At 72.6% G+C, this 13,960-nt stretch carries 16 protein-coding genes; 12 read left to right on the plus strand and 4 right to left on the minus strand.

The features are described from left to right. Position 1 precedes the first annotated feature (1 nt). Genes D1J60_RS30460 through D1J60_RS30480 form a run of 5 tightly spaced genes read left to right on the plus strand, consistent with a single transcriptional unit; the run spans position 2 to position 4,978 of the window. Entirely contained in the window at positions 2-1,036 is a 1,035-nt protein-coding gene (locus tag D1J60_RS30460; protein WP_125823289.1) for an amidohydrolase family protein, read from the plus strand. 18 nt (positions 1,037-1,054) lie between these two features. After that, the gene (gene ligK / locus D1J60_RS30465; protein ID WP_125823290.1) at positions 1,055-1,744 is read left to right on the plus strand and encodes a 4-carboxy-4-hydroxy-2-oxoadipate aldolase/oxaloacetate decarboxylase; all 690 of its coding nucleotides are present in this window, start codon (positions 1,055-1,057) and stop codon (positions 1,742-1,744) included. 2 nt (positions 1,745-1,746) lie between these two features. Continuing rightward, positions 1,747-2,667 carry an amidohydrolase family protein gene (locus tag D1J60_RS30470; RefSeq protein ID WP_125823291.1) on the plus strand — a complete coding sequence of 307 codons (921 nt, stop codon included), beginning with the start codon at positions 1,747-1,749 and terminating at the stop codon, positions 2,665-2,667. Positions 2,668-2,691: 24 nt separating this feature from the next. Next, a complete protein-coding gene (ligA, locus tag D1J60_RS30475; protein ID WP_125823292.1) occupies positions 2,692-4,002 on the plus strand; it encodes a protocatechuate 4,5-dioxygenase subunit alpha in 1,311 nt (436 codons plus the stop codon). Between the two features lies 1 nt (position 4,003). After that, on the plus strand, positions 4,004-4,978 hold the full coding sequence (locus tag D1J60_RS30480; protein ID WP_125823293.1) for a Gfo/Idh/MocA family oxidoreductase: 975 nt from the start codon (positions 4,004-4,006) through the stop codon (positions 4,976-4,978). Between the two features lie 110 nt (positions 4,979-5,088). Here D1J60_RS30480 and D1J60_RS30485 read toward each other — a convergent pair whose 3' ends face one another. After that, a complete protein-coding gene (locus tag D1J60_RS30485) occupies positions 5,089-5,511 on the minus strand; it encodes an arsenate reductase ArsC (protein WP_125823294.1) in 423 nt (140 codons plus the stop codon). A 107-nt stretch (positions 5,512-5,618) separates the two neighbouring features. Here D1J60_RS30485 and D1J60_RS30490 point away from each other — a divergent pair, with 107 nt between their 5' ends. After that, on the plus strand, positions 5,619-5,933 hold the full coding sequence (locus D1J60_RS30490) for a metalloregulator ArsR/SmtB family transcription factor (RefSeq protein WP_125823295.1): 315 nt from the start codon (positions 5,619-5,621) through the stop codon (positions 5,931-5,933). Between the two features lie 40 nt (positions 5,934-5,973). Continuing rightward, positions 5,974-6,750: an aquaporin gene (locus tag D1J60_RS30495; protein WP_125823296.1), complete on the plus strand. Its 777-nt coding sequence runs from the start codon at positions 5,974-5,976 to the stop codon at positions 6,748-6,750. A 61-nt stretch (positions 6,751-6,811) separates the two neighbouring features. Here the strand turns inward: D1J60_RS30495 and D1J60_RS30500 are convergent, their stop codons facing one another. Genes D1J60_RS30500 through D1J60_RS30510 form a run of 3 tightly spaced genes read right to left on the minus strand, consistent with a single transcriptional unit; the run spans position 6,812 to position 8,546 of the window. Continuing rightward, positions 6,812-7,627: a sulfite exporter TauE/SafE family protein gene (locus D1J60_RS30500; protein WP_241253450.1), complete on the minus strand. Its 816-nt coding sequence runs from the start codon at positions 7,625-7,627 to the stop codon at positions 6,812-6,814. A gap of 56 nt (positions 7,628-7,683) precedes the next feature. Continuing rightward, complete coding sequence (locus D1J60_RS30505; protein ID WP_125823298.1) at positions 7,684-8,172, minus strand: GNAT family N-acetyltransferase; 489 nt, start codon at positions 8,170-8,172, stop codon at positions 7,684-7,686. Between the two features lie 5 nt (positions 8,173-8,177). After that, the gene (locus tag D1J60_RS30510) at positions 8,178-8,546 is read right to left on the minus strand and encodes a metalloregulator ArsR/SmtB family transcription factor (protein WP_125823299.1); all 369 of its coding nucleotides are present in this window, start codon (positions 8,544-8,546) and stop codon (positions 8,178-8,180) included. A 294-nt stretch (positions 8,547-8,840) separates the two neighbouring features. Here D1J60_RS30510 and D1J60_RS30515 point away from each other — a divergent pair, with 294 nt between their 5' ends. The 5 genes from D1J60_RS30515 to D1J60_RS30540 all read left to right on the plus strand — a co-directional run bounded on the left by D1J60_RS30515 (position 8,841) and on the right by D1J60_RS30540 (position 13,941). Further along, positions 8,841-10,205 carry an FAD-dependent oxidoreductase gene (locus tag D1J60_RS30515; protein ID WP_125823300.1) on the plus strand — a complete coding sequence of 455 codons (1,365 nt, stop codon included), beginning with the start codon at positions 8,841-8,843 and terminating at the stop codon, positions 10,203-10,205. A 221-nt stretch (positions 10,206-10,426) separates the two neighbouring features. Then, entirely contained in the window at positions 10,427-10,846 is a 420-nt protein-coding gene (panD, locus tag D1J60_RS30520; protein ID WP_125602581.1) for an aspartate 1-decarboxylase, read from the plus strand. Position 10,847: 1 nt separating this feature from the next. Beyond that, positions 10,848-11,216: a GNAT family N-acetyltransferase gene (locus tag D1J60_RS30525; protein WP_125824277.1), complete on the plus strand. Its 369-nt coding sequence runs from the start codon at positions 10,848-10,850 to the stop codon at positions 11,214-11,216. Then, entirely contained in the window at positions 11,213-11,827 is a 615-nt protein-coding gene (locus tag D1J60_RS30530; RefSeq protein WP_125823301.1) for an arylsulfatase, read from the plus strand. Before D1J60_RS30525 ends, D1J60_RS30530 begins: the two co-directional genes overlap by 4 nt. Positions 11,828-12,561: 734 nt before the next feature. Next, positions 12,562-13,941, plus strand: a complete 1,380-nt coding sequence (locus D1J60_RS30540; RefSeq protein ID WP_125823303.1) for a transglycosylase family protein — start codon at positions 12,562-12,564, stop codon at positions 13,939-13,941. Positions 13,942-13,960: the final 19 nt, after the last annotated feature.

A 13,960-nucleotide genomic window follows, 5' to 3' on the forward strand; every position in this document is an offset into this window, starting at 1 on the left:
CGTGATCATCGACTGCCACGGCCACTTCACCACCGCGCCGCCACAGCTGGCGCGGTGGCGGGACCGGCAGGTGGCCGCGTACGCCGCCCCCGGACCCGCGCCCGACCCCGACGACCTGGTCATCACCGACGACGACCTGCGCCACGCCGTCGAGCCCCACCAGCTGCGGCTCATGGACGAACGGGGCACCGACCTGACGGTCTTCTCCCCGCGCGCCAGCTTCATGGCCCACCACATCGGCGACTTCGCGGTCTCCTCGGTGTGGGCGCGGATCTGCAACGACCTGGTCCACCGCGTCACCACGCTCCACCCCGACCGCTTCGCGATGGCCGCCATGCTGCCGCAGTCACCGGACACCGACCCCGCCACCTGCCTGCCCGAACTGCGCCGCGCCGTGGAGGAACTCGGCGCGGTGGCGGTCAACCTCAACCCCGATCCGTCGGGCGGCAGCTGGACCGCGCCGCCGCTGACGGACCGCGTCTGGTACCCGCTCTACGAGGCGATGGCCGCGTACGACGTCCCCGCGATGATCCACGTCAGCACGTCGTGCAACCCGGCCTTCCACACGACGGGCGCCCACTACCTCAACGCCGACACCACGGCGTTCATGCAGCTGCTCCAGGGCGACCTGTTCGCCGACTTCCCGACGCTGCGGTTCGTGATCCCGCACGGCGGCGGGGCGGTGCCCTACCACTGGGGCCGGTTCCGCGGCCTGGCGATGGCACTGGGCCGGCCGGACCCCGAAACGCTGCTGGACAACGTCTCCTTCGACACCTGCGTGTACCACCAGCCCGGCATCGACCTGCTCACGCGGGTCGTCCCCAGCCGGTCCGTGCTGTTCGCCAGCGAGATGATCGGCGCGGTCCGCGACATCGACCCGCGCACCGGCCACCACTTCGACGACACGAAAAGGTACGTGGAGGCCACCGCGAACCTGTCCGAGCGGGAACGCGCCGCCGTCTACAGCGGCAACGCCCTGCGCGTGTACCCCCGCCTCGCCGACCGCCTCGCCTCCCGCCCCGCCACCGGCCCCTGAACCCCAGGAGAAGAACCCATGGAGCACACCGAGACCGGTGTCGTCCACACCTCGGTCACCCGCGCCGATCCCCGGGCCGTCGCGGCGCTGTCCGCCTTCGGAGTCGCGACCGTCCACGAGGCCATGGGCCGGACCGGCCTGATGCGCCCCTACCTGCGCCCCGTCCACCCCCGGGCCCGCATGTGCGGTACCGCGGTGACCGTACTGCTGCAGCCCGGCGACAACTGGATGCTCCACGTCGCCGCCGAACAGATCAGGGAGGGGGACGTCGTGGTCGCCGCCTGCACGGCCGAGAGCGAGGACGGCTTCTTCGGCGACCTCCTCGCCACCTCGTTCCGGGCCCGGGGCTGCCGGGGCCTGGTCATCGACGGCGGCGTGCGCGACGTCGCCGACCTGGAGGAGATGGACTTCCCCGTCTTCGCCCGGGCGATCAGCGCCAAGGGCACCGTCAAGGCCACGCTCGGTTCGGTCAACGTCCCGGTCGTGTGCGCCAACGCCCTGGTCAGGCCGGGGGACGTGGTCGTGGCGGACCGTGACGGCGTCGTGGTGGTGCCACGTGAGCGGGCCGCCGAGGTCGCCGCGGCCGCGGCCCGGCGCGAAGCCGGCGAGGAGAGCAAGCGCGCCCGGTTCCGTGCGGGCGAACTCGGCCTGGACATCTACGGCATGCGCGGCCCGCTGGCCGAGCTCGGACTGCGGTACGAGGACTGACGATGACGAACGGCTTCGAGAAGACCCCCGGCTGGCTGGACTGGTACGCGGGCCCCAGCCGGCCCCGGTTCCAGCTGCCCGGGGGCGCCGTCGACGCGCACTGCCACGTCTTCGGCCCGGGGGAGCGGTTCCCCTACGCCCCCGAGCGCAAGTACACCCCCTGCGACGCCTCCCGGGACCAGCTCTTCGCACTCCGCGACCACCTGGGCTTCGCCCGCACCGTCGTCGTCCAGGCGACCTGCCACGGCGCCGACAACAGCGCCATGGTCGACGCCCTGCGGGCCTCGGGAGGCCTGGCCCGCGGCGTCGCGACGGTGCCCCCCGGCATCTCGGACGCGGGGCTGCGGGAGCTGCACGACGCGGGGGTCCGCGGCGTACGGTTCAACTTCGTCAAACGGCTCGTCGACGCCGCGCCCCGCCAGGACCTGCTGGACGTGGCCGAACGGATCGCGCCCTACGGCTGGCACGCCGTCGTCTACTTCGAGGCCGCCGACCTCGCCGACCTGCGCGACTTCCTCCTCTCGGTCCCGGTGCCGCTGGTCGTCGACCACATGGGCCGGCCCGACGTCACCAAGGACCCGCACGGCCCGGACTTCGAGGCCTTCCTGGACTTCATGCGGGCGAGGCCGGACATCTGGTGCAAGGTGACCTGCCCGGAGCGGCTGTCGGTCAGCGGCCCGCCCGCCCTCGACGGCGAGCGACACGCCTACCGCGACGTCGTCCCCTTCGCGCGGCGCGTGGTCGAGGAGTTCCCCGACCGGGTGCTGTGGGGCACCGACTGGCCCCACCCGAACCTCACCGGGCACATGCCCGACGACGGCCTGCTCGTCGACTTCATCCCGCACCTCGCACCGACGCCGCGGCAGCGGCAGCAGCTCCTCGTCGACAACCCGATGCGCCTGTACTGGCCCGACGCCGACTGACCCACGCCCGATCGGAGGCCCACCATGTCCCTGGACAGGACCTACAGACTGGTTCCGGGAACGACCATCTTCGACACCGAACAGTCCGCCAAGGGGTACCACCTCAACCAGTTCTGCATGTCGCTGATGACGGCGGAGAACCGCGCCCTCTACCTCGCCGACGAGCGCGCCTACCTGGACGCGTGGCCCCTGCGCGAGGAACAGAAGCGGGCACTGCTCGAGCGCGACCTCAACGCCGCCGTGCGCGAGGGCGGCAACATCTACTTCCTCGCCAAGTGGGGCGCGACGCTGGGGTTCTCCTTCCAGCGGATGGCGGGCTCGATGACCGGGATGACCGAGCAGGAGTACCGCGACATGATGGCCGGCGGCGGCCGGCCCGTCGAGGGGAACCGGATCGACCACGCCGTCCTCGAAGCGGCGTACGCCGACGCCGCGCCACCGGACGGGCACGCCGTCATCACCGGCGCGGTCTTCACCTCGCACGTCCCGGCGATCGGCGCCGCCATGGACCACCACAAGACCGAAGAGCCCTACTGGAGGCCGGTCTTCGAGGGCTACGCGTTCTCCCGGAGATGGGCGCGGGAGAACCTCCCCGACGTGGTCCTCCTGGTCTACAACGACCACGCCACCGCCTTCGACCAGTCACTGGTCCCGACGTTCGTGCTCGGCACCGGGGCGGCCTACCCCGCCGCCGACGAGGGCTACGGGCCCCGCCCGGTCCCGGGCATCGAGGGCGACCCCGACCTGGCCGCCCACCTCGCGCACTCGCTCATCACGGACGACTTCGACCTCACCCTGGCCAACGAGATGACGGTCGACCACGGCCTGACCGTCCCGCTGTCGCTGATGTTCGGCGACGTCGAGGAGTGGCCGTGCAAGGTGATCCCGCTCCACGTCAACGTGGTGCAGTACCCCGTGCCCTCCGGCGCCCGGTGCTTCGCACTCGGCCGGGCCCTGCGCAAGGCCGTCCAGTCCTACGACAAGCCCCTGAAGGTCCAGGTGTGGGGCACCGGCGGCATGAGCCACCAGTTGCAGGGCCCGCGCGCCGGACTGATCAACAGGCAGTGGGACAACGCCTTCCTCGACAGGCTCGTGGCGGACCCGGCCAGCCTCTCGCGGGTACCGCACCTCGAATACGTCGAGGAGGCGGGTTCCGAGGGCATCGAGCTGATCATGTGGCTGATCGCCCGCGGGGCGATGAGCGACCTCGACGGCTCGGGCGAGATCGAGGTCAGGCACCGCTTCTACCACGTACCGGCGTCCAACACCGCCGTCGGCCACCTGATACTCGAAGACCACCCGCGGGCCCAGGAGCCCGCCGAAGGAGTGAACTGACATGAGCGACGACCGCACCCTGCGGGTGGCCCTGGCCGGCGGTGGCGCCTTCGGCGCCAAGCACGCGGCCGCACTCCGGCGGATCGAGGGCGTCGAGGTGGCCGCCGTCGTGAGCGGCAGCCTCGAAAGCGCCCGGAAGTTCGCCGCGGAACACGGCGTCGGCCGCGGCGTCGCGACCCTGGAGGAGGTGCTGGCGATGGACGACGTCGACGCCGTCGTCCTCGCCACGCCCACCCCGCTGCACGCCGCGCAGACGCTGGCCTGCCTGGAGGCGGGCAAGCACGTCCAGACGGAGATCCCGCTCGCCGCCTCCCTGGCCGACGCCGAGGCCTGCCTGGCGGCACAGCGGCGCACCGGACTCGTCGCGATGGCGGGACACACGCGCCGGTTCAACCCCAGCCACCAGTGGATACGGCGGCGGGTCCGGGCGGGGGAGTACCGCATCCAGCAGATGGACGTGCAGACGTACTTCTTCCGCCGCACGAACCTCAACGCCCTCGGACAGCCCCGCTCCTGGACCGACCACCTGCTCTGGCACCACGCGGCGCACACCGTCGACCTGTTCGCCCACCAGACCGGATCCCCGATCGTCCAGGCCAACGCGGTCCAGGGCCCGGTCCACCCCGAGCTCGGCATCGCGATGGACATGTCGATCCAGCTGCGCGCGGCGAACGGCGCCATCTGCACCCTGTCGCTGTCCTTCAACAACGACGGCCCGCTGGGCACGACCTTCCGCTACATCGGCGACACGGGCACCTACGTCGCCCGCTACGACGACCTGGTCACCGGCGAGGGCGAGCCGATCGACGTGAGCGGGGTCGACGTCTCGACGGACGGCATCGAACTCCAGGACCGGGAGTTCGTCGCCGCCATCCGCGAGGCCCGCGAACCGAACGCCTCCCTCACCCAGGTGCTGCCCTGCTACCGCACCCTGGCGGCCCTCGAGGAACAGCTCCTGCTCCAGTCCCGCATCTGACGTCCGCGCCCCCGGACGGGCGGCGGGATCCTGGTCAGGCCTTCACGGACCGTGCTCGTCGAGCCGGCGGGTCCGCCCGACACGGCCGCCGAACCACCCAGCCCACGGGGTCAGTTCGCCTTCTGTTGTGCGTCGATCTCAGAGATCAGGTCCTCGATCAGAACCTTGATCTCGTCCCGGATGGGTCGGACGGCTTCGACCCCTTGGCCGGCCGGGTCCTCGAGCTGCCAGTCCAGGTACTTCTTGCCGGGGAAGTACGGGCAGGCGTCGCCGCAGCCCATCGTGATGATGTAGTCGGACGCCTGGGCGGCCTCGGGGGTGAGCACCTTGGGGGTCTGGCCGGAGATGTCGATGCCGAGCTCGGCCATCGCGGCCACCGCGGAGGGGTTGATCCGGTCGCCGGGGACGGAGCCGGCGGAGCGGACCTCGACGCGGTCCCCGGCGAGGTGCCGCAGGAACCCGGCGGCCATCTGGGAGCGGCCGGCGTTGTGGATGCAGACGAACAGGACGGACGCGAGCGGGTTCGCGGGCATCGGCTCTTCCTAGGGGTGGCAGGCGCGACTGCGGCACCGCCGTCCCACTGGCGGCACAGGTCAGCCAGGGCTGGTATCAGCCCTCAGTGATGTGACAGTATCAGTGGATGATGACGTCAGTCGACACTGATCTGATCCGGGTTCTGGCCGACCCGCTCAGGCTGCGGATCGTGACCCTCCTCGCCCGCGAGACCCTCTGCACCACCCACCTGGTGGAGGAGACGGGTGCGAAGCAGACGAACCTCTCCAACCACATGAAGGTGCTGCGGGAGGCCGGGGTCGTGGAGACGGAGCCGTGCGGGAGGTACATCTACTACCGCTTGCGCCCGGAGGCCATCGAAGCCCTCGCCGGTCAGTTCGCCGACCTCGCTCGGACCGCGCGGGCCAGCACCGAAGCGAACCTCAAGCGGTCCTGCCCCTAGCCTTCCGCGCTTTGCCTCACCTGCCCGAGGAGAACCCGCCTTGACCGCCACCCAGCCCGTCGGCACCCTGACATCCGCCGACGTGCCGCAGCCCGCTCCCGGTGCGACCCCGCCCCGCACCCCGCTGATCGCCCGTGCCGCCGCCGAACTGACCGGCACCGCAGCGCTGGTCGCCGTCGTCGTCGGGTCGGGCATCCAGGCCACGAAGCTCACTCAGGACGTGGCCCTGCAGCTGCTGGCCAACTCCACCGCCACGGTCTTCGGCCTCGGCGTCCTCATCGCCCTTCTCGGCCCGGTGTCCGGGGCGCACTTCAACCCGGCCGTGACGGTGGCCGAGTGGTGGACCGCGCGCCGCGGCGGTGCCGGCGTCACAGCGCGTGAGCTGGCCGTGTACGTGCCCTCGCAGATCACCGGCGCGATCACGGGCGCGATCCTGGCGGACGCGATGTTCGGCGAGCCCCTGGTGAAGTGGTCGACCCACGACCGTTCCGCCGGGAACCTCCTCCTCGGCGAGGTCGTGGCCACCACGGGCCTGATCGTGCTGATCTTCGGCCTGGCCCGCACCGACCGCCTCCGCTTCGCCCCCGTAGCGGTCGCCTCGTACGTCGGCGCCGCGTACTGGTTCACCTCCTCCACCTCCTTCGCCAACCCGGCCGTCACCCTCGGCCGGGCCTTCACCGACACGTTCGCGGGCATAGCCCCCGGATCCGTGCCCGGCTTCGTCGGCATGCAGCTCCTCGGGGTCGTCCTCGGCCTGGCCCTGGTGGCGGTCATCTTCATGCGGGCCAGGCCCGGCACGGAGCAGCCCGCCGCATGACGCAGCGCGCGGACGTGCCACCTGCGCCGCCAGGGCGTCGAGCACGTCACGGTGTACGACGTCAGTCGTGACGGGCGAGTTTGGCTGCGGACACCAGCAGGATCACGGCCAGTGCGGGGATGAGGACCACGTCCGGGAACACGCCCAGCAGCAGGCCTCCCAGAACGGCTCCGGCGACCGACCCTGAGGCCATGACTGCGGTGAAGCCGAGGTTCGCGCCGAGGACCGCGAAGCTGCCGTCACGGCTGTAACGGGCGAAGGCCACCAGCATGGTGGGCAGGGAGACCAGCAGGGACAGGCTCCCGGCGGTCTTGATGTCCTGGCCGAAGAGCAGCACGATCGTCGGGATGAGCAGTTCGCCGCCGGCCACTCCCATGATCGCGGCGACCACGCCGGTGCCGAACCCGGCCACGACGCCGGCAGGTACTTGTGCCCACAGCGGCAGGTCGAGGGTGCCCAGGGTGGCCGTGTGGGTGAGGACCAGGGCGGCGGCCATGAGCACCATCAGCGCCGCGAGGACCTTGTAGAGGGTGGCCGAGCGCATCCGTACCGCCCAACTGGCCCCGGCCCAGGCGCCGAGCAGGCTTCCGGCCAGCAGGTTGACCGCGACCGGCCAGCGCGCGGCCACCTCGGCGGCCGGGACCGCTGTCAGGCGGGCGGGCAGCGCGACCAGGACCACGACCAGGCTCATCGCCTTGTTCAGGATGACCGCCGACAGGGCGGCGAACCCGAACAGGCCGATCAGCAGCGGCAGGCGGAACTCCGCACCGCCGAGCCCGATCATCCCGCCCAGCACCCCGATCGCGGCTCCAGCGCCGAACACCACGGGCGCCGACGGTGCCGAACGGAGGGGGGCGAGGCCCCGGTCACTACTCACGACCTGCATCCTCGCTGGTCACAGTCCCGGCCGCTACACCCCGACCTGAGCAGGGCCTACGAGACCACGGTGCTGCGACGCTCCAGCAGGACGACGTCCCGCCACGCGCCGTGGTGCCGGCCGATCCGTTCCCGGATGCCGATGATCCGGAAACCGGCCCGCTCGTGGAGGGCGAGGCTGGCGGTGTTCTCGGGGAAAATCCCGGACTGGATCGTCCAGATCCCGGCCGTCTCGGTCGAGGTGATCAGGGCGTCCAGAAGGGCGCGGGCGACACCCTGGCCGCGGGCGTCGGGGTGGACGTAGACGGAGTGCTCGACCACGCCCGCGTACGCACACCGGTCGGATACCGCGCTGGCCGCGACCCACCCCAGCACGACGCCGGCGTCGCCGAGGGCGACGAAGCGGTGGCCGGGCAGCTTGGCCTTGTCGAACGCCGCCCACTCGGGCGCCTGCGTCTCGAAGGTGGCGTTGCCCTCGTCGATCCCCGCCTGGTAGATGCCCAGCACCTGCTCGGCGTGCTCGGGCAGCATGGCGTCGATCCGCATGCCGGTCACGCCGCCTTCGCGGCGCCGGCCAGCAGCGCACCCATGGCGGCGAGCACGGACGGCTCGACCCGGTAGTACACCCACGTGCCGCGCCGCTCCGAGGACAGCAGCCCGGCCTCCTTCAGCTTCTTCAGGTGGTGGGAGACGGTGGGCTGCGAGACGCCGACGTCGGAGATGTCGCACACGCAGGCCTCGCCGCCCTCGTGGGAGGCGACGGCGGAGAACAGGCGCAGCCGGACCGGGTCGCCGAGGGCCTTGAACATCTTCGCCGCGACCTCGGCCTCGTCCGCGGACATGGGGCGCTCGTCCAGCGGGGGACAGCACGGGGCGACGGCCTCGGGCTCCAGGAGCGGCAGAACCTTGGCATTCGACATGCGTCTATGTTGACACACGTCGAACCAAGGTGGCAGGGGGTCAGGTGCGGGCCGGGCGGGCGGCCGGTCGGCGGCCCGCCCGGACGGCATCCCTGCCGGCCGGCTCACGGGTGCCCGCGCGGACGACCGCCTGCGGTCCGGATCCCCGCCGAACGCATGCCGGGCAGTCGGCGGCGTCCGCAGGGTCCACAGCCATCTCTTTTCGATGAATGTCTATGTTGACGAGCATCGAAACAAGTGTCACGCTGGCGGCGCAAGCCATCGACAGACATCGAAACAGTCAGGGAGCCGACCGTGAACGCGCCAGCCACCACCGATCTGCCCGTCGTCGTCATCGGGGCCGGCCCCGTCGGCCTGGCAGCCGCCGCCCACCTGGTCGACCGCGGCCTGGAGCCCCTGGTCCTGGAAGCCGGCCAGGTCGCCGGAGCCGCTGTACGGGAGTGGGCGCACGTGCGGCTGTTCTCCCGCTGGGCCGAGGTCGTCGACCCGGCCGCCGAGAAGCTCCTGGCCCCGACCGGCTGGACCAAGCCCGCCGCGGACAGCTACCCCTCCGGCGGCGACTGGGCCGAGTTCTACCTCCAGCCCCTCGCCGACGTCCTCGGCGAGCAGGTCCGCTACGAGGCGACCGTCACCGGCGTCTCACGCACCGGCCGCGACCGTGTCGTCGACGCCGACCGCGAGACCCAGCCCTTCGTGGTCCACGTCCAGAGCGCCGACGGTCGCGAGCAGCGGGTCCTGGCCCGCGCCGTCATCGACGCCTCCGGCACCTGGTCCACCCCGGGCCCCGCCGGCGGCAGCGGCCTCGCCGCGCTCGGCGAGAAGGCCGCCGCCGACCGGATCACCTACCGCATCCCGGACCTCAAGAACTCCGCTGTCCGTGCCAGGTACGCGGGCAAGCGCATCGCGGTCATCGGCTCCGGAGCCTCCGCCTTCACCGCCCTCGCCTACCTCGCCGACCTCGCCAAGTCCGAAGACGGCCAGGGCACCCACACCACCTGGATCCTGCGCCGCGGCATCTCCGGCTCCACCTTCGGCGGCGGTGAAGCCGACCAGCTGCCCGCCCGCGGAGCCCTCGGCCTTGCAGCCAAGGCAGCCGTCGACGACGGCTACGCCGACGCGGTCACCGGATTCCGCACCGACACCATCGAGAAGAACGACGAGGGCCGGGTGGTGCTCGTCGGCGAGGACGGCCGCCGCCTGGACCCAATGGACGAGGTCATCGTCCTGACCGGCCTCCGCCCCGACCTCACCTTCCTGAACGAGCTCCGTCTCGGCCTCGACGAACGCCTCCAGGCCCCCACCGGGCTCGCCCCGCTGATCGACCCCAACCAGCACTCCTGCGGCACCGTCTACCCCCACGGCGTGAACGAGCTCTCCCACCCGGAGAAGGACGTCTACCTCGTCGGCATGAAGTCCTACGGACGCGCCCCGACCTTCCTCGCCATGACCGGCTACGAGCAGGTGCGTTCCATCGCCGCCCACCTCGCCGGTGACCGGGAAGCCGCCGAGCGCGTCGAACTCACCCTCCCGGAGACCGGCGTGTGCGGCGGGGCGGGTCTCTTCGACGAGCCGGAGGCCGCCGAAGAGAGCGGCGGCTGCTGCGCAGCCCCGGCCACCCTCACCATCGGCGCGGCGCCCGTCTCCTCCGGCGGCTGCTGAACCGTGCCAGGCCCCCCGGCCGGCGTGGCCGCGGCGCACCCGCCCGTGCCGCTGCCGCCATTGCTCCTCTCGCCGTCGCAGTCCTGGCCGGATCCCTCGGCGCTCACCGGCGCAGAGGACGGTGTTCCTTTTCAGCTTCGTCTCAACAGGCGCCCGTGTAGAGTGCGTAGCGCCCTTGACCTGCAGAAAGCGGGCAGGGAGCCGTCTTCAAGGAGCTCACATTGCTGCGCACCATGTTCAAGTCCAAGATCCACCGGGCCACCGTGACGCAGGCCGACCTGCACTACGTCGGGTCCGTGACCGTCGATGCCGATCTGCTCGACGCCGCCGACCTGCTGCCCGGGGAGCTCGTCCACATCGTGGACATCACCAACGGGGCCCGGCTCGAGACCTACGTCATCGAGGGCGAGCGCGGGTCCGGGGTGATCGGGATCAACGGCGCCGCCGCGCACCTCGTGCACCCCGGGGACCTCGTGATCCTCATCAGCTACGCGCAGGTCGAGGACGCCGAGGCGCGGGCGTTGAAGCCGCGCGTGGTGCACGTGGACGGTGACAACCGGATCGTGGAGCTGGGTGCGGATCCTTCCGCGCCGGTGCCGGGTACGGATCAGGAACGCAGCCCGTATTCGGTGGCTGTCTGAGCTGAGGGAGCGGGCCGTGGCGATCGAGCTGGTGGACGAGCGGAAGGCCGGGCGGCTGCTGGCCGTCGAGGACCGGCGGGTGGTCGGGTTCATCGCGTACTTCGTGCTCGCCGCGGAGCCCCACGCCCTGGTGGCGGTGCACACCGTCGTCGAGCCCGGGCACGAGGGGCGGGGGATCGGCGGGGAGCTCGTCAAGGGCTTCTACGCGATGGCCGCGGCGGAAGGTGACGGCCAGGGCGTGCCGGTCGTGCCGCTGTGCCCCTATGCCGCCGCGTGGGCCGGACGGCATCCCGAGCTGGCGCCCGAGGCGCCGGCCGGGGTGGTCGCGGCCGCGCGGGAGCAGCTGGAGCGGGACGCCGATCTTTGGTGACGCTGACCCTCCTGCACACCGCCGCGGTGCACGTGCCCGTTTTCGACGCGCTGGGGGAGCGGGAGCATCCCGGTGCCGTGCTGCGGCACCTCGTGCGGCCCGGGCTGCTGGAGCGGGCCCGGGTGGTGGGGCCGGAGGGCGTGCGGGCAGAGGTGCGGGAGGTGCTGGCGGAGGCCGCAGGGCCCGTGCTGGTGACCTGCTCGACCATCGGGGGAGTCGCCGAGTCCCTCGCCCCCGAGCTGGGGTACCCCGTGCTGAGGGTGGACCGGGCCATGGCCGCGCGGGCGGTGGCGACCGGGGCGCGCATCGTGGTGCTGGCCGCCCTGGAGTCGACCCTGGGACCGAGCACCGAGCTGCTCGGCGAGGAGGGGGCCCGCGAGGTGCGCGGTCTCGTGGTGCCCGGGGCCTGGGGGCTGTTCGAGGCCGGGGACGTGGGTGGGTACCTCCGTGCGGTGGCGTCCGCCGCCGACCGGGTGAAGGGCGCCGACGTCATCGTGCTGGCGCAGGCCTCCATGGCCGGGGCCGTGCCCCTGGTGCGGACGCGGATCCCCGTGCTGGCCAGCCCGGCGCTGGGGCTCGCCGCCGCGCTGGCCGGGGAGCGTACCGGCTGAGATCGGGGGAAGGTGGGTCCTATGGTGCGAAACCTTGAGCAGACACAGCCGCCCGTGCCCGGGCCGGACCCCGTCCCCGCCCCGGTCCCCCCGCTGCCGGGCCCGAGCCCCGTGCCGCCCCCGGTACCCCCCGTGCCGGGCCCCGTCCCGGAGCCGGACCCGGTGCCCCCGCCCCCGGGTCCCGCCCCGATCCCCCAGCCCGGCCCCCTCAGCTGACGGTCCCGGCGGTGGTTCCGCTCCGAGCAGCCCCCAGGGGCCCTGCGCCGGTCCCGTACTCCAGCCCCCTGAGCTGACGGCCCCTGCGGTGGCTCCGGCTCGAGCGGCCCCCCGCGGGCGCCGGGCCGGTCCTGTACCTGAGCCCCTGAGCTGACGGCCCCGCCGGCGGCGGCTCCGCTCCGAGCATCCTCCCGGTGCCCCGCGCTGGTCCCACAGCCCGGCCCCCGAGCCGGCGGTCCCGGTGCCGGGGCGCTGCGAGGGGCCCGGTGCGCAGCGTTCGTGCGGGGTCAGGGGTGGTGGTCCTGAGGGTGCCTCGCCCCGCGTGGCGGCGCATCCGCCCGCGCACGCCCCGGGTCCGCCCCGGAGGGGACCGGCACGGATCCGCGGATTCGCCGGACTGCGGGCGGGGGTCTGTGGGATCGTCAACTCACGCCGCCCTACGGCTGGTTGTCGCCCTTGTCAGCTCATGGGGCCGCCGTTAGGTTGTGCGGTTCCTGATGTCTTCCAGGGGGGCTCCCATGGGTGTACGGGGTCGGCACCGCCGGTACCAGCCGAGCAGCATCAACCGGGCCTCGCTCGTCGTCACCGCGGGTGGCGCCGGGATCGCGCTCCCCCTCATCGGCGCCACGGGCGCGCAAGCCGCTTCCGTGGACACCTGGAACAAGGTCGCCAACTGCGAGTCCACCAACAACTGGCAGATCAACAGCGGCAACGGCTACTACGGCGGCCTCCAGTTCAGCCAGAGCACCTGGCGCGAATTCGGCGGTACCGCCTACGCCCCGCGCGCCGACCTCGCCACCAAGGCCCAGCAGATCGCGGTCGCCGAGAAGGTGCTCAAGGGCCAGGGCCCCCGGGCCTGGCCCGCCTGCGGGCCCCAGGCCGGGCTCAGCCGCAGCGGGCCGGCCCCCGCGCTGGGCACCAAGGCCCCCGCGAAGCCCGCGGCGAAGCCCGCCGCCAAGCCGCCGGCGGCCGAACCGGCCGCGAAGCCGTCGGGGCAGGCGCACAGGGACCTGGTCCGGCCGACCAAGGCCACCACCCCGACGCCCGTCGGCATGCCCCGCCCGACCGGCACCTCGGTCCTGCCCAACCCGTACGTGGTCGCCCCCGGGGACTCCCTCTCGACGATCGCCTCCGAGCAGCACGTGGAGGGCGGCTGGCAGGCCCTGTACGAGACGAACCGGTCCACCGTCGGCGGCAACCCCAACCTGATCTTCCCGGGCCAGCGCCTCACCCTCAGGGTGACCACCGCCCCGCCCACACAGAACCCCGAGAAGCCGCCGCGCACCGCCGAGCCGGTCAAGCCCGTGGAACCGGCCGCTCCCAAACCGGAGCAGCAGAAGCCCGAGCCCTCCAAGCCGGCCGAGAAGCCCACGCCGCAGCCGGAGCAGTCCAAGCCCGCCGAGAAGCCCAAGCCCGAGCCGGCCGCCAAGCCGCCCGCCGCCAAGCCCGTCGGCAAGCCCGCCTCAGCGGACCAGAAGCCCGCCGCGGGCGGCGGAGCCTTCACCGCCCCCGTCGACGCCGGCATCGGCACCGCCTACCGCGTCGCGGGATCCTCCTGGTCCAGCGGGTACCACACCGGCGTCGACTTCCCGGTGCCCACCGGCACCAGCGTCAAGGCCGTCGGACCCGGCACGGTCGAGTCGGCCGGCTGGGCCGGGGCGTACGGCTACCAGGTCGTCATCAAGCACGCCGACGGCCGCTACTCCCAGTACGCCCACCTGTCCGCGCTCGGCGTCAAGAGCGGCCAGCAGGTCTCCGGCGGCCAGCGCATCGGCCGCTCCGGCTCGACCGGCAACTCCAGCGGCCCCCACCTGCACTTCGAGATGCGCAGCGCCCCCGGCTACGGCTCCGACATCGACCCCCTGAAGTACCTCCGGAACAAGGGCGTCGGCATCTGACCCCCGCACGTGCGGCGGC

This window comes from Streptomyces sp. W1SF4 (assembly GCF_003950035.1).
In the GTDB taxonomy this organism is placed as follows: Bacteria; Actinomycetota; Actinomycetes; order Streptomycetales; family Streptomycetaceae; genus Streptomyces; species Streptomyces racemochromogenes.